At 48.7% G+C, this 18,278-nt stretch carries 15 protein-coding genes; 8 read left to right on the top strand and 7 right to left on the bottom strand.

The annotated features are described in order from the left end of the window. The first annotated feature begins 4 nt into the window (after positions 1-4). From OGV65_RS24080 to OGV65_RS24065, 4 genes are read left to right on the top strand one after another with little or no spacing between them, the layout of a single operon-like run. Complete coding sequence (locus OGV65_RS24080; protein ID WP_049043335.1) at positions 5-1,216, top strand: glycosyltransferase family 4 protein; 1,212 nt, start codon at positions 5-7, stop codon at positions 1,214-1,216. Between the two features lies 1 nt (position 1,217). Continuing rightward, the gene (locus tag OGV65_RS24075) at positions 1,218-2,330 is read left to right on the top strand and encodes a glycosyltransferase family 4 protein (RefSeq protein WP_279263835.1); all 1,113 of its coding nucleotides are present in this window, start codon (positions 1,218-1,220) and stop codon (positions 2,328-2,330) included. Between the two features lie 2 nt (positions 2,331-2,332). Then, positions 2,333-2,740, top strand: a complete 408-nt coding sequence (locus tag OGV65_RS24070) for a hypothetical protein (protein WP_047358835.1) — start codon at positions 2,333-2,335, stop codon at positions 2,738-2,740. Between the two features lie 31 nt (positions 2,741-2,771). Further along, positions 2,772-4,163 carry a DUF4832 domain-containing protein gene (locus OGV65_RS24065; protein WP_279263836.1) on the top strand — a complete coding sequence of 464 codons (1,392 nt, stop codon included), beginning with the start codon at positions 2,772-2,774 and terminating at the stop codon, positions 4,161-4,163. 46 nt (positions 4,164-4,209) lie between these two features. Here the strand turns inward: OGV65_RS24065 and galE are convergent, their stop codons facing one another. The 6 genes from galE to melR form a co-directional block, all read right to left on the bottom strand. Continuing rightward, complete coding sequence (galE, locus tag OGV65_RS24060) at positions 4,210-5,226, bottom strand: UDP-glucose 4-epimerase GalE (protein ID WP_016154109.1); 1,017 nt, start codon at positions 5,224-5,226, stop codon at positions 4,210-4,212. A gap of 66 nt (positions 5,227-5,292) precedes the next feature. Next, complete coding sequence (locus OGV65_RS24055; protein WP_286455523.1) at positions 5,293-6,231, bottom strand: glucosamine inositolphosphorylceramide transferase family protein; 939 nt, start codon at positions 6,229-6,231, stop codon at positions 5,293-5,295. A gap of 258 nt (positions 6,232-6,489) precedes the next feature. Next, entirely contained in the window at positions 6,490-7,125 is a 636-nt protein-coding gene (locus tag OGV65_RS24050; protein ID WP_016154107.1) for a carbonic anhydrase, read from the bottom strand. Positions 7,126-7,279: 154 nt separating this feature from the next. After that, positions 7,280-8,452, bottom strand: coding sequence for a MalY/PatB family protein (locus OGV65_RS24045; protein ID WP_279263838.1), 1,173 nt, complete (start codon positions 8,450-8,452; stop codon positions 7,280-7,282). A gap of 124 nt (positions 8,453-8,576) precedes the next feature. Then, complete coding sequence (gene nhaC, locus OGV65_RS24040; RefSeq protein WP_286455522.1) at positions 8,577-10,037, bottom strand: Na+/H+ antiporter NhaC; 1,461 nt, start codon at positions 10,035-10,037, stop codon at positions 8,577-8,579. Between the two features lie 193 nt (positions 10,038-10,230). Next, complete coding sequence (gene melR, locus OGV65_RS24035) at positions 10,231-11,169, bottom strand: transcriptional regulator MelR (protein ID WP_286455521.1); 939 nt, start codon at positions 11,167-11,169, stop codon at positions 10,231-10,233. Positions 11,170-11,478: 309 nt separating this feature from the next. Between melR and OGV65_RS24030 the strand changes: the two genes are divergently transcribed. Continuing rightward, a complete protein-coding gene (locus OGV65_RS24030) occupies positions 11,479-11,979 on the top strand; it encodes an anti-virulence regulator CigR family protein (protein ID WP_286455520.1) in 501 nt (166 codons plus the stop codon). A gap of 64 nt (positions 11,980-12,043) precedes the next feature. Here the strand turns inward: OGV65_RS24030 and OGV65_RS24025 are convergent, their stop codons facing one another. Continuing rightward, positions 12,044-13,792, bottom strand: coding sequence for a sigma-54 interaction domain-containing protein (locus OGV65_RS24025; protein ID WP_047499506.1), 1,749 nt, complete (start codon positions 13,790-13,792; stop codon positions 12,044-12,046). Positions 13,793-14,168: 376 nt separating this feature from the next. Between OGV65_RS24025 and dpaL the strand changes: the two genes are divergently transcribed. From dpaL to OGV65_RS24010, 3 genes are all read left to right on the top strand, one after another. Continuing rightward, positions 14,169-15,383 carry a diaminopropionate ammonia-lyase gene (gene dpaL / locus OGV65_RS24020; RefSeq protein ID WP_425476443.1) on the top strand — a complete coding sequence of 405 codons (1,215 nt, stop codon included), beginning with the start codon at positions 14,169-14,171 and terminating at the stop codon, positions 15,381-15,383. Between the two features lie 36 nt (positions 15,384-15,419). Continuing rightward, positions 15,420-16,604, top strand: a complete 1,185-nt coding sequence (locus tag OGV65_RS24015) for a YgeY family selenium metabolism-linked hydrolase (RefSeq protein ID WP_279263840.1) — start codon at positions 15,420-15,422, stop codon at positions 16,602-16,604. Positions 16,605-16,671: 67 nt separating this feature from the next. Continuing rightward, entirely contained in the window at positions 16,672-18,264 is a 1,593-nt protein-coding gene (locus OGV65_RS24010; RefSeq protein WP_016157258.1) for an N-acyl-D-amino-acid deacylase family protein, read from the top strand. Positions 18,265-18,278 lie beyond the last annotated feature (14 nt).

Raw genomic sequence — 18,278 nt, 5'->3', positions numbered from 1 at the left:
CGCAATGAAAGTTTTATTAGTGAATAAGTTTTTTTTCATTAAAGGCGGCGCGGAAACCGTTTATTTTCAAGAGCGCGAGATGCTGAAACAGGCCGGAGTGCAGGTTATTGATTTCTCGATGCAGCATGAGAACAATTTCCCTTCGGACTATGCGGATTATTTCGTCGGCAATGTGGACTACCACCAGGAGAGCAATCTGCTGGGCGGGCTCAAAACGGCGGTTAACTTTATTCATAATTCGCAGGCCTGCAAAAAGATGCTGGCGCTACTACAAAAAGAGCGTCCGGATATCGTCCACTTCCATAACATTTACCATCAGTTGACGCCGGCGTTGATTAAAGTGGCCCGCAATTTTGGCTGCAAAACGGTGCTGACCGCGCATGACTATAAAATCGTCTGTCCTGCCTATTCCATGCTGCGCGACGGTAAAGTGTGTGATTCCTGTATTACCGGGACGGTTTTCAATGCTTTCAGGTATCGTTGCCAGGAAGGCTCTGCTTCAAAAAGCCTCCTGCTCTCTTTAGAGGCGACCTGGCAATATATTGCGCAAAATTACCAGGCGCTGGATGTGATCGTTTCGCCGAGCGTCTTTTTACGTGGCGTATTGTTGCGTACGCTGCCGAATTCGCGCATTGATGTCATCGTCAATGGCGTTGATGACAGTCGTCCTCTGGGTGAGGTAAGCGATGCGGGCTATATGCTGTACTTCGGTCGCCTGAGCCGTGAAAAGGGCGTGGCAACGTTATTGGCGGCGCATGAGAAAATGCAGAACAAAGCGCCGCTGAAAATTGTAGGGCACGGTCCACTGCACGATGAATTAGTCGCCCAATACCCGGACGTTGAGTTTTTAGGTTATGTGCAACAAGGGGAAGCCCTCGATAACCTTATTAAGCATGCGCGGGCAGTGATCCTTCCTTCAGAATGCTATGAAAACTGTTCTATGGCGATATTAGAGGCGATGTCCTTAGGCAAGCCGGTGATCGGATCGCGCATCGGCGGCATCCCGGAACAAATTCGTGATGGTATCGAAGGGATTTTATTCGAACCTGGCAATGTGCAAGAGTTAGCAAATGCGCTGGATGCACTGGCCGACTCGCCAGAGAAGGCGCGGGTCATGGGCTTACAGGGTCGTGCGCGATTGAGTGAAAAATATGCGCTGAGTAAACATATGGATACTCTACTGGCGCTCTATAAAGAACTGCTGAGCAGGCCATAGTATGAGTAAAAAAATAACGGTTTTTGGTACGCGTGGTATTCCTGATGTATTGGGCGGGGTGGAGACACACTGTCAGAATCTATATCCTGCCATTAAGCAGCAGTTGGACGTTGATATTTGCGTGATTGCACGCTCGCCGTATGTAAATTACAAACGATCGTTATATAAGAAAGTTGAAACCTACGCGCTGTGGGCACCCAAAAAGCGCTCGCTGGAAGCGATTGTCCATTCCGTTTTAGCGGCATTTAGGACAAGTATCGACCATTCAGATATTGTGCATGTCCATGCTATCGGGCCTGGGCTTGTGATCCCATTATTACGCATGTTAGGGAAGAAGGTGGTGTTCACCCACCATGGACCTGATTACGATCGTCAAAAATGGGGATTCGTTGCCAAAAAAATATTGCTGCTGGGTGAGCGTTGGGCAGTGAGATATGCCAACGAAGTGATTGTGATTTCTGAGGTTATTAATCAACTGATCCAGAAAAAACACGCTCGCTATGATGCGCATTTAATTCACAATGGCGTCAACGAGCCGCGGTCGTTATCTGCGCTGACCATCGACAATACGCTCTCCCGCTTTGGGCTGCAGCCGAAAAACTACCTCGTGGTGGTTGGGCGATTTGTGGAAGAAAAAGGGATGCATGATGCCATCGCCGCCTATCAGCGCAGCGGTTTAACTATGCCGTTAGTGTTAATTGGCGATGCGGATCATCCGACCGAATACAGCATTCGCCTCAAAAAGCTTGCCGCGGACACCCCTGGCGTTGTGATGACGGGGTTCTTGCGTGGTGATGAGCTTCAGGCGGTGTTTTCCCAGGCACAGCTGTTTGTGATGCCTTCATACCATGAAGGATTGCCCATTGCGCTGCTGGAAGCGATGTCATTTTCTCTTCCTGCCGTCGTCAGTGATATTCCGGCTAACCTCGAAGTTCAACTGCCGTCCGAGGCCTATTTTAAGGTGGGGGATGTGACCAGCCTGACCGAAAAATTAACCGAATGGGCGGCAACCAATAGCGTGGACTATCGTGTATATTTGCAAAACTACAACTGGCATGAAATCGCCAAAAAGACGATAAACGTCTATCACTCAATTGATAAAGATATAGGTTAATTTTGACCAGTCCTCAAAATCGTCCTCCCGTCATCGAACGATTTTATGCTCATCTTGACGAGCCGATTGCGCAAGAGTTGACCCCTGAACAAAAAGAAGGGGTGGAAAAAGCGATCCTGGCTTCGACTCTGACTTCTCGGCATCAGATCGATATTCGCCGAAGCTTTCCCTTTTTCAGTAAACGCTATTATCTGGTTTTTTTGTTTGGCAGAGATTTGCGTCGGCAGCATCGTCAGGAATCGACCCTGTCGAGAATATTGCTCACTTTTTTGCTGCTGATTGCCGTGTTGTTCGTTACCTGCTGCGTATTGCTGACGCTGTATATGATCAAATCAGCATTAGGTATTGATGTGTTCCAAAATTTTCATGTGGGTATATGGGACTGGTGGTTAAGCCTGAAAAACCGCTAGCGTAAACAAACCTGTGGAGGGCGTCACTGCGATGAAGTGTAAATGGGTTTCTGCGCTGTTGTTGATGTCCTTTCCGTTGGCGGTTATGTCCGCATTAACGACCGTAACCCCCAAAGCATTAACGGGCCCGCTAACCAATCCGGGGATTGGCGTGGCAAGTTTCCATCAGGGGTACGGTGAAACGCTGGGTCTGGCGGACTATCCCAATACCGGATTAGAATACGAGCGATTTTACTGGCGAGAGCTGGAGCCTGTTGAAGGTCAGTATAATTTTGCGCTGGTGGATGATGCCTTCAAATACGCGGCAGCGCATCGTCCCGCGATGAATGTCGGGCTGCGGTTTATGGTGCTTGCCGATCCGGGGGATGGCACAAAAATTCCCGATTGGCTGATTAAAAAAGGCGTGAAAGGCCGCTGGACGCCCGATAATAAAACATTTATTCCAGATTTAAGCGACCCACTGTTTATTGAGTACAGCCAGCGTCTGCTGAACGCATTTGGAAAACGCTACGACGGTAATGAGAATCTCGCTTTTGTGGATATCGGCATGGTGGGGGCTTGGGGTGAATGGCATAACAGCAATTTCCCTGATCTGAAACCACTGTTGGAGCAGTACACCACCGCGCAGTTAGACCCCTACGTCGCAATGCACTTTTCTGCCTTCCCTTCGACGCCGAAAATAATGTTGATGAGCGGTGGGCAAAGCCTGGCGAATGCGGTGGCGCGAGGGGCTGGATGGCGGGCGGATTGCTGGGGTGACCTGCGCGTATTTTCGGACTCCTGGAGCCATATGGCCGAAGATTACCCGCAGCGATTACTGGCAGCACAGCAGAGCTATTCGGGGTTTAACGATGCCTGGAAACGTGCGCCGGTAAGTCTGGAAATCTGTTCATATATGCAGGACTGGAAGAACACCTTCCACTATACGCGTGCCGAAGTGCAGGGTATTTTTGACTGGGCGGTCAAGCAGCACGCCAGCACGATCAACCTGAAATCGAGAGCGATACCCAGCGATTATCGACCGATTGTTGACGATGCGCTGACCAAACTGGGCTATCGGTTTCGCTTAGCGTCTTTGAGCCATGAGTCCGTGTGGGACGGCGGACAAACGTTGAGGTTGAACAGTACCTGGTATAACGAAGGTATCGCACCGATTTATCTGCCCTACACGCTGGCATTTCGTGTGGTGGATAGCGCCAATCAGGTGGTGGCGCAGGGGAATACGGCGGATGATATACGACGTTGGCTCCCGGGCGTTTATCAGGTTAGCTACGCATTGCCCATGCCGGGCCGACTGGCGAAAGGGCAATACGCCATTGAGGTTTCGATGCTGGATAAATCCGGGGCGGCAAGAATTAACTTTGCCAACGAAGGAAAGCAGAGCAGCGGCTGGTATCGCGTATCAACGATAACGGCACGCTAACCCGTCATGGCAACGAGCCAGAGGCTCAGGCTCGTTGCCGGGTACATCAGATGTTATAACCATTCGGGTTGTTTTTTTGCCAGTTCCAGGTGTCACGCATCATTTCATCAAGGTTGTAGATGGCCTTCCAGCCTAACTCTTTGTATGCCAGTGACGGGTCAGACCAACATTCGGCAATGTCGCCGGGCCTTCTGTCGACAAACTGATAGCTTATTTTTTTCTGCGCCGCTTTTTCAAACGCCTCAATCAGATTAATCACGGAATAACCGACCCCGGTACCGAGATTAATCACCTTGTAGGCTGCGCCTTTGTTCTGGCTATCCAGCGCGGCTAAATGGCCGGTCGCCAAATCCATGACGTGGATATAATCACGAACGCCGGTGCCGTCGGGGGTTGGATAGTCATTACCGTACACCGACACGGTTTTCAGCTTACCAATCGCAACCTGGGAGATGTACGGCACCAGGTTATTGGGGATACCGTTGGGATCCTCACCAATCCGACCCGATGGATGGGCGCCGACTGGGTTAAAATAGCGCAGGCAGGTAATGCGGAAGTCGGGCTGCGCGCGGGAGAAATCGGCCAGAATCTGTTCGACCATTAATTTAGAGGTACCGTACGGATTGGTGGTACCCCCCGTACGCGATTGCTCGCTCAGCGGCACGCTTTCCGGATTACCGTATACCGTAGCAGATGAGCTAAAAATGAATCGATTAACGCCTGCGGCCAGCATCTCATCCAGTAAAACCAGCGTTCCAGTGACGTTGTTTTCGTAGTAAGCAAGGGGTTCTTTTATCGACTCGGAAACCGATTTGAGGCCCGCAAAATGAATGACATCAGTGATGTTATGGTTGGCGAAAATGTTTTTTAATGCCTGCCTGTCGAGAACATCAGCGATATAGACAATGGGTTCCCTTCCTGTGAGTTCCGCGACCCTGTCCAGTGAGATTCGGCTGGCGTTCGCCAGATTATCGATGACAACGACATCATCGCCTCTTTCCAGTAGCGTTAAAACAGTATGTGAACCAATATAACCTGCACCACCAGTGACAAGAATAGCCATACAGACTCCAGAAAAATGCTAAAAACCCGAGCGATTTTCCAGCAATGCACCCAAGGATCCAATGGATCAGTTATTTTGCCGGGAAAGGTATACGTTTCTATATTTAATCATACACTTATATGATATTTTTTTAAAGATTGCCAACAGACTGAACTTATTTATTTTTGTATCATAGGCAATATAGTTACTTGAGAAATTTAGCGTGTGAACGCCGTCACTGTGGTTGATCGACGAATTGATTTGTTCGATCAGATTCTCATCAAAAGTAGCGTCATTCAGTGTGACTAATTCTTTGATGTAGATAGATTTTCCATATGTTTCAGGTGTGCATTCCTGGGTTAAGAAATACATTTTGTTATCGACAAGATAAGGCGCACCCGCTCCCCGATGATGATGATTGCTCACCTTCAATGCAGGAGTAATTCTCTGCCACTGTCCGTGAAGATGCTCTGCCGAATGAATAATTATTTTATTATCCATGGTGGTCGACATAAGATAGCAGGTCTCGTTCATTGAAAGAAAAATGTTATCTGTCACTTCGGTGTCAGAGATTAGAACTTTAATTTTCTTCCAGCGCGTAGGAAACTCTACTGACTGAAATAGTATCACTTCTTTTCTTTCTGATGATTCAGGAATCATGAAGAGCTGATCGTTAATATTGATCAGGAAAGGAAATGACAAATGACACATCAGGTCGTCAAAACCTTCAAGTTTCACGTCATCAATTTCAACCAGTTCACGATCAAGAATACGGCATCGGAGCGTGCCTTTCGAGTTGCGAAAGCTAAAAGCTTCATAAAAAACAAACAGTTTATCATCTTTTTCAATAAGAAAAGGATCGGCCTGAAACGTATATTTCTTTTTTAACTGCTGTGCAGCGGATTTACTTAATATATCCAGTGTATTATTCGGAAATAAGTGTGTACCATGATCCTTAATAATCATGATATCCCATGATTCATGATAGAATAACATGTTTATCATTCGTTTTAATTTCGCTTGCATTTGCGTCAGCTCCTTTTTATCGCCTGCACCATTATCAGAATTGATATCGCTGCTAGATAATTTTGATAAAACACTCAGGTGAAAAGCTGTTTTAACTCTAAATTCATGCAATCTGTTGCAATACTGAATGGATGAGCTAAGGCCAATGCAAAAGCAAAACATCAACGGCTATTTAAAAACTAGCTGCAAGTGCGTTTTTTGTCTATAGCACAAAAGTAGGTAAAAGCTCTCCAGAGCATCCTTGCTCCAGGGGAAAATTTACTCGAAATGCACCTGCGGGTTATCAGCAAGGGAAACGTAGGTTTTGCTGTTTTTATCCAGGGTACGGATTTCACCGCTTTCGATGTCATATACCCAGCCGTGCAGACGAAGCGCATTATTTCGCAGCCCAACCGCGACGCAAGGATGCGTTTTAATATTATTGAGCTGTGCGATAACGTTTTCTTCCACCATGGCGTTAACTTTATCGATTGGGTTATCCCAGGTTTTCTTCTCAACCACGGCTTTCGCGGCATCGGCATAGTGCAACCAGTGAGCCACAGCGGGCATCGGATCCAGAGGCTGGCTATCAGCAATGGCTTTCATCGCGCCGCAGTTGGAGTGTCCGCAGATGACGATATCCGTCACACCAAGTGCGACAACCGCGTATTCAATCGTAGCAGATACGCCACCGGGTTCCGGTCCAAAAGACGGAACGATATTACCGGCGTTGCGGATAACGAAAAGCTGTCCGGGCTCTTGCTGAGTAACGAGTTCTGGCACCAGGCGGCTATCGGAACAGGAGATGAAAAGCGCTTTGGGATTCTGGCTGGATGCCAGGCTGCGAAAGAGTTCCTTACGTTGAGGGAAAATCTCTTTTTGGAAGTTGAGGAAGCCCTCAATGATATGTTGCATAGCAGTGTCTCTTTTCTCTGTTTAAGCATGTTATGATGAAGATCACACTTTCCAGTTTAACACCAGCCGACAGAACGGAAAAACTTTATAGCAGTTCTGCAACATCTTTGTATAGTTTTGCCCCACCGTGGCGGGGCAAATAGTGTGATGCGCGCTATGCGTTCTGTCGTTTTTGGTACGCCGTTTTCAGTCGGTTCATCGCTTCTACCAGTACCGAGCGCGGGCACCCAACGTTGAGTCTCATGTGACCCTCTCCGCCGGGGCCATATTGCGCGCCTGGTGACAGACCCAGTTTTGCTTCCTGCACAAAAAATGCGCTTAGTTGTTCATCGCTAAGATTCATTTTTTCCGCGTTCAGAAACAGAAGATACGATGCTCCGCCATACACAATGGAGATTAAGGGACAGTGCTTTTCAATTTCACTTTTAACAAACGCCACATTGTCGGCCAGGTAGGCTAATAATTTTTGGTGCCAGTCGCCACAATGGGTAAAGGCGCTGTAAATGGCCGCCTGCTGTAATGAATGTGTCTCGGCAAGGTAGCAGTTATCCAGGAAACCATAGAACTGATGGCGTAATTCATCATTTTTAATAATGGCAATTCCGCCCTGGATCGCCGCCGTGTTGAAGGTTTTACTGATTGAGGTCAGCACGATTGACTGGCTCCCTGTCGCTTCGTCTAAAGTAAAAAACGGCAGATGGCGCTTGCCTGGCAGGGTTAAATCACTATGCACTTCATCTGAGAGAATAATGACGCCAGCTTGCTGACAATAGTGACTTACTTTTTCCAGCGTTTCCCGCGACCACACCATACCGCCTGGATTATGCGGCGAAGGGAAAAGAAACATTTTGCACTGCTTGAGTTTTTCGCTGAAATCATGCCAGTCAAATTCGTAATGACCAACTTTCTCAATGAGGCGCGTTTGAATCAAATTCCTGCCGCTGGTATTTACCAGATTAGGGTAGGGGTCATATATTGGCGTACAGGTTAAAATATTATCACCTGGTCGGGTAAACACCATCAGAGAGAGCACGATAGTTTTTATGACGCCGGGAATAAAATGCAACCAGTGTGGCTTTATGTCGACATCATACTGTTGCGCATACCAATGAATAACGGACTCTTTCCATTGCGGATAATCCAGGTTGTAGCCTTGTACTGGCTGCGATACCACTGAACGCAGTGTGCTCATGATTGGCTCTGGCGTCACAAAATCCATATCTGCAATCCACAACGGTAATACATCGGTGGTGCCGTACATCTGTTGTAATTGACCGTATTTACGGCAATTAACATCCCTTATGACAATATCATCAAACAAAGACATTGCTGACTCCTGGACAGTCTCTGAAAAATAGTTTAAGCAACGCAACAGTGAAGAATATTTCTGTATATCTAATCGATATATTGAATTTACCCTGGTGGTAGCCAATATTTAGCTATTTATTAGCCTATGATTTTTGCTCAACCATATGCTCTGTAGCTTCATTTGGTTCATATTTAGCAATACCAATACCGGTGGCCGCCCACAGCAGGGCAAAGATGATGCCGCTGTAGCAGAGGATTGCCCATGGCAAATAATCAAGCGTCGCCACGCCCAGCATCGTGGCGCAATAAACGCCTGAGGCAGACCAGGGGATAATCGGTTCGACAACGGTTCCGGCATCTTCGGTAGTACGCGAGAGGTTCTTTGTCGCAAGTCCTCGTTTTTTATATTCTTCTTTAAAGGCATCGCCGCACAGCAGCAGTGGCAAGGTTCCATTTGCCGTACAGGCACAGATGGTAAACGTCGTCACAATCGTGGTGGCCACCAGGCGGAATGTGGATTTAACGCCTTTCGTGAGCGCGTTTATCACGGTGTGCAAAGAGCCTGTCGCACTCATTGCGCCGGCAAAGCTGAAGGCGCTGAAGACGGTGACGAAGCTGCTAAACATTGAAATGGCGCCGCCTCGTTCCAGTAAGCGCGAAACATCTGATGACAGTGTTGGCAGGTTATCTCCGGTGAGCATCGCGAGCTTAAAACCGCTAACCACGGATTCGCCAACCGATGATGCGGTAAATTGCTGAAAGGCTAATGCCAGAATCATCGAGACTATTGTGGATAAAAAGAGCATTGGGATTGGCGGTCTTTTTGACAGTGAGCCATACAAAACGATGATCGGTGGTAACAGTAGCAGAATGTTAAAGTGATAAATCTGGCCGATAGCGTTCATCAAGTTGGTGATATTGGCTGGCGCGCTGGATGAGGCATTAATGCCCATGCCCATATAGCTGTAAACGACGCAGCAAATAATAAATCCCGGGCCGGTGGTCCACAGCAGATGGCCGATATGCGAGTACAGGTTTACACCGGCAGCCAGCGCCGCCATGTTGGTTGAGTCAGAAACCGGAGAAAGCTTATCACCAAACCAGCAGCCGGAGACAATAGCGCCAGCAGCAATGGGCAGCGAAACATTCAGACCAATCGCTACGCCAATCATGGCGATCCCGACGGTTCCGATAGATCCCCAGGAGGTGCCGGTACAGACTGAGATCAGCGCTCCCAGCATAAATGCTGAAATATAGAAATACTGCGGGTTAATCCACTTCAGACCATAATAAATCATCATTGGAATAGTGCCTGACACCATCCATGCGCCAATTAAGAAACCGATACTGGCGACGATTAATATGACAGGAAGCGCTTCAGATATTTTATTGCAAATAGATTGTAGAATGTCATCCCACGTGTAGCCGTGAGCGATGGCGATAAACGAGGCGGTTGCGGTTCCCACGAGGATCATAGGTTCAGCTCGAATATTGAAGATAAAATATCCGATGCTAATTCCACCCAGCATGACTATCATGGGTAAAACTGACCAAAAGAAAGACAATGGCTTTCTGTTGTTGGCGGTGCAGCTATTTAATTCCATAATTCCATCCCAATCGTTAATGGTTGAACACGTCAAATAAATACCTGCTACAGGTCACCCATAACTGGGTAACATAGTTGCCAGAGTTCATGGCTGAACCCTATTTTATTAACTGCTGCAGATTATCTATTTTGACCTGCTATTCTGATGCTTATATTTTGGTTGTAAGGTAAGAGTGAGTTTGACGAATAAATTACTCCTCGGCATAAGGTGAATGATTTCGGCGCTGTTGGCTCAGTTTGCGATATTGCTGCGGCGGCATGCCGACGTATTTATGAAATGAGCTATAAAACCGGCTGCTGGATCGGAAACCTGCAATTGTAGCGATATCCAGAATTGTTTTATCCGTATCGCTGAGCAAAGCCCGCACATGGTTGATGCGCATTGCGGTAATATACTGTTTCATGGTTAGTTGCATCACGCGATGAAAAATGCCCATCGCATAATTTGGGTTGAGCTTAACGTGTTCGGCAATAGCATCGACCGTAAGCTGTTTGTCGCAGTTTGCGGCAATAAACTCCAGCATCTGGCTGACGTAAAACTGTGAATGCCGTGAAATACTGTTTTTCTGGGTGCGCGATGTTTTGTTACCCAGCACTGGCCGCCAGCCAGCGAGGCTAAATCGCTTGAGCATCAGGGCAATCTCATCAATGGCTAATTGACGAATTTGCTCATTGTCGCTGTTGAGTTCACTCTGCCAACGCTGCACTTCAAAAGCGCTCAACTGCTGCGAGGCAAGCGACGTAATCACCATCCCATGCGTCACGTGGTTAATCAGTTCCCTGTCCAGCGGCCAGGACAAAAACAGATGCATCGGTAAGTTGAAGATGGCCATCTGTTTACAGTGCCCGGCATCCGTCAGCTGATGGGGTGTGCAGGCCCAGAACAGCGTGATAAAGCCCTGTTTGCTTTTCACTACTTCGTCATTGAAAAGGTACTCCACATCGCCATCAAACGGCACATTCACTTCAACCTGACCGTGCCAGTGGCTGTAGGTCATGGCCAGCGGAGCCCGCAGCTCGACGTCCATCCGCTGATACTCTGAGTAGAGCGCCAGCGGACTTCGCGACTTTTTTTCATAGCTGCGACACATATGTGGGTCGAGCGGCAGCTGCGGGGTACTTTTTGCCATTATGGGTGGGTTCCTGAATAGTGAATCTGACCATGGGTAGCGCCAAAGCATGAACATAGCTTAACCGAAAAAAAACGCCGTTTTCTCTCCATTTTCGCGAAGTTATTCCCAAAAACTCAGATCCTGTGCCTGTCGCTTGCCGATCTGAGTTAACGGGAATGGCGGTTTTTAATTTTAAAAACGGTCAATCAAAGCTGCTCACTTTGCAAAGCGACAGCGTTTTTCTGCCAATAAATCGGATTCATAGCGATAGCCAATATTCACGCAATACCATACATTTTGTATGTATCCATATCTTAAGGAATCATCATGTCCAGGCTCCGTACTTTAGCAACGGCTTTAGTTGCCGTTGCCGCGATGTCGATGTGCGCTATCCCCGTTTCGGCTAACCCCGGTAATGGCAACGGAAATGGTAATAGCGGCAACCATGGTAATAGTGGGAATAAGGGTAATAGCAGCCATAGCCAGAAAGGAAACCTAGGCCCAAAAAACAACTCGCAATCGGAACAGCGTAAAAATTATGGCAAGCCGGACCATGTTGATAGTGATATTAGCTATAACGTGGCCAGGCAGTATGCCGTCAGATATGGTTTGACGGGATATAAGTCACTGCCTCCGGGCATCGCCAAAAATCTGGCGCGAGGAAAACCACTGCCTCCGGGGATCGCTAAGAAAAGTGTCCCATCCTCGATGCTGAATCAACTGCCATATTACCCGGGTTATGAATGGCAGGTTGTTGGCGACAATCTGGTGTTGATTGCACTGAGCACGGCAATTGTCACCGCTGTTATCAATGGTGTGTTTGATTAAGTATCCCTGTACTTAACCACCAAAAGCCCGCGCTACGCGGGCTTAATTGTTAAAAAAAAGGGGCTCACAAACCATACAGTTTTATTTTTCGATAGAGCGTGGCAATACTGACTCCCAGTTCTGATGCAGCCTGTTTTTTGCCCTCCACGCTTGAACCAAATCGCTGAATGGCATTTTCGATAGCGTCCCTTTCCGCTTGTTTTCCTTGGTTCGCCAGCTGTCGGGGTTGTGCGGTCATCGTGGTTTTCCTGCTGTCCCCCGAGGAGAGTAAATAAGGAGGCAGATGGCTGGCGTTGATCCCGGCGGCTTCTCCGCGCATCACAAAAATGTATTCGATGACGTTGCGTAATTCACGAATGTTCCCCGGCCAGTGCCAGGCATAAAGGCGATTAATAACGTCATCGGGCAGTTTTTGCGGTGCACGTTGGTAACTGACCGAAAACTCATCGGCAAAGTATTGTGCGAGGACGGCGATATCAGCCCTGCGTTCACGCAGGGAAGGAAGCACCAGAGGGACGACATTCAGGCGATAGAAAAGGTCTTCGCGAAACTGATTATTCTCCACCATCGCGCTAATATTTTTGTTGGTCGCGGCAATAATGCGCACATCAATATTAATGATGTTATTAGAACCCACGCGGGTGATCGCTTTTTCCTGCAACACCCTGAGCAGCTTGGCCTGCAGGTGCAGCGGCATATCGCCGATCTCATCCAGAAACAGGCTGCCGCCGTTGGCCAGTTCAAATTTCCCCATTCGTCCTTTGGGATCTGCACCGCTAAATGCACCGCGTACATAGCCAAACAGTTCGCTTTCCAGTAGTTGCTCGGGGATTGCCGCGCAGTTGATTGTCACGAAAGGGGCGGCTTTACGGGGGCTGTTTTGGTGAATGGCAAATGCCACGACCTCTTTACCCGAGCCGCTTTCCCCGGTGATGAGCACGCTGGCGTAGCTGTTGGCAATTTTGCTAATGGTGCTTCTGAGCTGCTCCATTGAGGAAGAGTGACCAATCAGCCGCACCTGCGTGTCAGACTCGTAAGGGGATGGAGTAAGGTTACTCAGGTAGTCGTGCGCATCACGAAAGATGACCATCGTTAAGCGATCGTTATCCAGCGAGGAGAGCGAAATTTGTTTGCACAGTACATGGTGTTTCTGGCCTTCAAGCGTCAGCCATGCTTCTTCATCGCCATACAAACTGTCCCCGGTTGTTTCAATGGTCAGCGGTAATCCCTGAACTTCGCGGTTGAGAATGCGATCGGCTGAATGATTGGCATGCCAGATAAGACCATTGCCATCAATTGCTACAACGCCGCGGTCCATGGCATCGATCAGACGCCGAAATGCGCCGAGGGTTTCCTGCGCGCGTAAACGCTCCAGACATTCAAAGACCTTACTGGAGATCATCACCGCGATTTGCTCAATAAAAGTGACAAATTTATCAATCTGGCTCAATAACGCGTCACGCTGCGCCTGGGTTGAGCAAATAATTCCGATCACGCCAATCACACGATTGTTGAGAAAAATTGGTGCGTTCAAATCCAGCATTTCAGAACAGTAGTGGTGTTTTTCACATAACTGACACAGCGGATGTTCGCCGGGGTTTTTGATAAGAACCGTTTCTCGGACCTGCAAAACGTGGTGGTAGATGTAGCCATTTTTTGCCACGTTTTCATTGAGCATATGTCGGTATTTACCGGTGCCAGCGATGCGCATTAAGGATTCATCGATGATTTCAACATCCGTTCCGGTTATGCCAGAAATAGCGTCGGCATAATTGCAGATATCATCCTGGATATTGCTGAGTACTGAAATCATGGTACTTCTCCGGCAGCGAGTGGCATTTCTCAAGGGAGATGATAAATATGCGAAGCAATGCAAAAATGATTTGCGAAAAATCAATCTACTGCTCTGTTTTTGGATGTTTTTTTTATTTTATCTTCCGCGATCACACTATTTATCAATTGTGAGAATTTATCAAACGAGGCGATAAACTAACGCTGTGGTATTTTTCAGTGCCCATCTCGTTTTCTTTTTAATTATTTGAAAATAAAGACTTTATTAAAGTATTTATAAGGTTTTACTCGATTAATAAAAAACTGGTAAGCATTTTGCTCTATTGGCAATACCGATAGCGTAACTATCTCTGTATACGTCTATTACAGGGAGTGAAATACCAGAACAATGAGGTTTTATGATGCAGGAAAACTTATCATTTTTTATCAACCAGACGCCGTTTACCGAACATCCAAACGCGCCGCTGGCACCGTTTAGTCGCCAGGAACTGGTAAAAGCGTTGAATTTTCATCGGTCTATTCCGGGTTATGCGCCGACGCCGTTATATACGCTGCCGGCTCTTGCACAAAAGCTGGGTGTTAAAAATATCTATCTCAAGGATGAGTCTCAGCGTTTTGGCCTGAAAGCCTTCAAAGCGCTGGGCGGCTCCTATGCGATGGCGTGCCATATTGCGGAATTAATCGGCAAGGATATCAGTGAACTGCCGTTTGACGTGATGACCAGCGAAGAGGTACGCCGCGATCTCCAAACCGTCACGTTTGCCACCACCACCGATGGCAACCACGGTCGCGGTGTGGCGTGGATGGCGCGCCAACTGAAGCAAAACGCCGTGGTTTATATGCCGAAGGGCTCTTCGCAGCAGCGTTTGACCTCCATCCGTAATGAAGGCGCTACCGCTGAAATCGTCGATATGAACTATGACGATGCGGTTCGCATGACCGCGGAACAAGCACAAAAGCATGGCTGGATTGTGGTGCAGGATACCGCCTGGGAAGGGTATGAAAAAATCCCGCAGTGGATTATGCAGGGCTACGGCACGCTGATGCTGGAGGCGATAGACCAGCTGCATCAGGTTGCGCCGACGCATATTTTTGTTCAGGCAGGCGTTGGCTCGTTTGCCGGAATGGTGCAGGGAATGGTGACGGCAGCCTGGGGTGAACACCGCCCGAAAGTGATCGTCGCTGAAGCGTTAATTGCCGATTGCCTTTACCGCTCAGCCCGCTCTAAAGAGGGGGATGCAATTGCGGTGGGCGGCGATTTGCAAACCGTGATGGCTGGTCTCGCCTGCGGTGAGGCGAACAGCATCGGCTGGAAACTGCTACGTGATTATGCCAACGCATTTGCCTCTTGCCCTGATGAAGTCGCAGCGCTGGGCATGCGCATGCTGGGTAATCCGTTGGCGGGCGATCCGCAGATCGTATCCGGTGAGTCCGGCGCGGTCACTTCCGGTCTGCTGGCGCTGCTGATGACCTCACCTGAACTGGCGCAAACGCGTGAACAACTGGGGCTGGATGCGCATTCCCGCGTGCTGTTGGTCAGTACCGAAGGCGACACCGACCCACAACAATATCTGGATATTGTCTGGGGCGGTCAGTATCCGGGCATCAAATAACACATTTCCTGATTGAGAGAAATAACGGAGAAACCCATGTTATCTGCAAAACGTATTGATGAAGTCATTAAAAACTGTCAGGCGCTGATCCAACAAAAAAGTTATTCCGGTCAGGAAGGGGAAGTGGTTAATGCCATAAAAAAAATGATGCAGCATTACCAGTTCGATGACATCCACGTTGATAAGTACGGCAACATTGTGGGCGGCATTGTCGGCAATCAGCCGGGGAAAACGCTGGTTCTCGATGGACATATCGATACCGTGCCGGTCAACGAAGAGAAGTGGAGCCGCAACCCGTACGGCGGTGATATCGACGATGGCAAAATTTATGGTCGCGGTACAACCGATATGAAAGGTGCCGTGGCGGCGATGATTTCCGCCGTGGGTTTTTTCGGCCAGGACAATCAGCGTAATTTTGCCGGCAAAATCTACGTTGCCTGCATCGTGCATGAGGAGTGCTTTGAAGGTATTGCTGCCCGGCTGGTCAGCGAGCGCTATAAGCCGGACTACGTGATCATCGGTGAAGCTTCCGAGTTAAACCTGAAAATTGGTCAGCGTGGCCGCGCTGAAATTGTGGTCGAAACGTTTGGTAAACCCGCGCACTCCGCCAACCCGCAGGCAGGCATTAACGCGGTGTACAAAATGGCGCAATTGATCGACAAAATTCGCACAATCACTCCGCCAACGCACCCGGTACTGGGGCCTGGCATTCTGGAGCTTACCGACATTAAATCTTCGCCATACCCAGGAGCTTCGGTAGTGCCGGATTATTGTCGCGCAACCTACGATCGTCGTTTGCTGGTGGGTGAAACCAAAGAAAGTGTTATTGCCCCACTGGAAAATGCGCTTGCGGAACTTACCGCACAGGATCCGCAGTTTAAGGCCCGTGTCTCCTACGCGGTAGGTCAGGAGTCTTGCTATACCGGTGCCACGATTGAGGGCGAGCGCTTCTTCCCGGGCTGGGTGTATGACGAGTCTGACGAATTCGTGCAGGCCGCTCTGGCTGGCGTTCGCGAGGCCGGGTTTAATCCAACCATCACACAGTACTCATTTTGCACCAACGGCAGCCACTATGCGGGCGAAGCGGGAATTAAAACTATCGGCTTCGGACCTTCACGCGAAAACCTGGCCCACACCATCGATGAATATATCGAGATTGATCAGTTAACCGGCTCGGCCAGCGGCTATTACAGCATCATTCAGACACTCTATCACCAATAAAAATAAAGATAACAACCTCTTACCTTACAAGTGGTGTCGTGAAGCGACACCGCTATGGAGAATAACGATGAAAACCATTTTCAAAAACGGAAATGTAATCGATGGAACGGGCAGTGAAGGCAGAATTGCCGATGTGATGGTTGACGAAGGACGCATTGTCGCAATCGGACAAATTGACGTTGGCGTTAATGAGCAGGTTATTGACGCAACGGGAAAAATTATTTGTCCTGGTTTTATTGATACCCATACGCACTCTGATCTGTCGGCCATTATTAACCCCGCGCTGTCGGCAAAAATTCGTCAGGGTATTACCACCGAGCTGTTAGGGCAGGATGGTGTAGCCCTGGCGCCGTTGCCTGAAGAATATATTCCGGCCTGGCGTAAAAATATCGCCGGACTGGATGGCGATACCGACAAAATAGACTGGAAATATAAAAACACAGACGGCTACCTCAATCTGCTGGCATCGCGTCATCCGGCGACAAACCTCGCGTATTTAGTTCCGCATGGCAACGTACGCATGGAAGCCATGGGCCTGGATGGGCGCCCCTCTACTCGTGAGGATGTGGCGAAGATGTGCGAAATCCTTGAGCGGGAGTTACAAGCGGGGGCGTTTGGTCTTTCCACTGGGCTCATCTACATGCCTTGCGCCTTTGGCGATACCGCCGAAATGATTGAACTGTGCAAAGTGACGGCGAAATATGACGGGATCTTTGTAGTGCATCAGCGCAGTGAAGCGGACGATATTATCAACTCAACGCAGGAACTGATTGATATCGCCACCGCCACCGGTGTCTGGCTGCATATTTCACATATGAAGGTTTGCGGTAAGAAAAACTGGGGGCTGATTGACCAGATGCTGGGCATGTTGGAACAGGCGCAGGAAGAGGGGATTCGTATCTCTTTCGACCAGTATCCGTATGTGGCGGGCAGCACGATGCTCGGCGTGATCCTGCCGCCGTGGGTCCACTCCGGGGGCACTGACAAATTACTTGAGCGGCTGGCCTCGCCTGAACTGCGCGCCAAAATGATCGACGATATTCAGCAGGGCATTCCTGGCTGGGATAACTTTATCGATTTTGCCGGGCTGGACCAGATTTTTGTCACCAGCGTGAAAACGACAAAAAACCAGGATGCCGTCGGTCTGAACCTCGTTCAGTTGGGCGAGCTACGCGGAAAAGATCCGTACAACGCCACCTTCGATCTGCTGTTTGAAGAAGAAAACGCCGTTGGGATGGTCGACTTTTACGGTACTGAAGAGCATGTGATTAAGTTCCTTTGCCGTCCTGAGCAAAACGTCTGTACCGACGGTTTAATGGGGGCTGGCAAACCGCACCCGCGCGTGTTTGGCGCATTCCCTCGTGTGCTCGGTAAATATGTGCGTGAAGAGGGATGTCTGAGCTGGGAAGCGGCAATCCGTAAGATGACTGGCAAACCCGCTGAGGTATTAGGCCTGCAGGATCGTGGGCTGCTGAAAGTGGGTTATGCGGCGGATATTGTGATGTTCGATCCTAACACCATTGCCGATAAGGGCACTTTTGTTGAACCCAATCAATATCCGGAAGGGATTGAAATTGTCATGGTTAATGGGCGCATTGCCTTAATCAATGGCACTGAAAGTTATGCCTGTAGCGGTACGGTTATTAGAAAACAATATTAATAAATAACGCTAAA

The organism is Citrobacter sp. Cb004 (genome assembly GCF_030337065.1).
Lineage (GTDB): Bacteria > Pseudomonadota > Gammaproteobacteria > Enterobacterales > Enterobacteriaceae > Citrobacter > Citrobacter braakii.
Note: the sequence above shows the minus strand (reverse complement) of the source record. Positions and strands in the feature narration are given on the sequence as shown.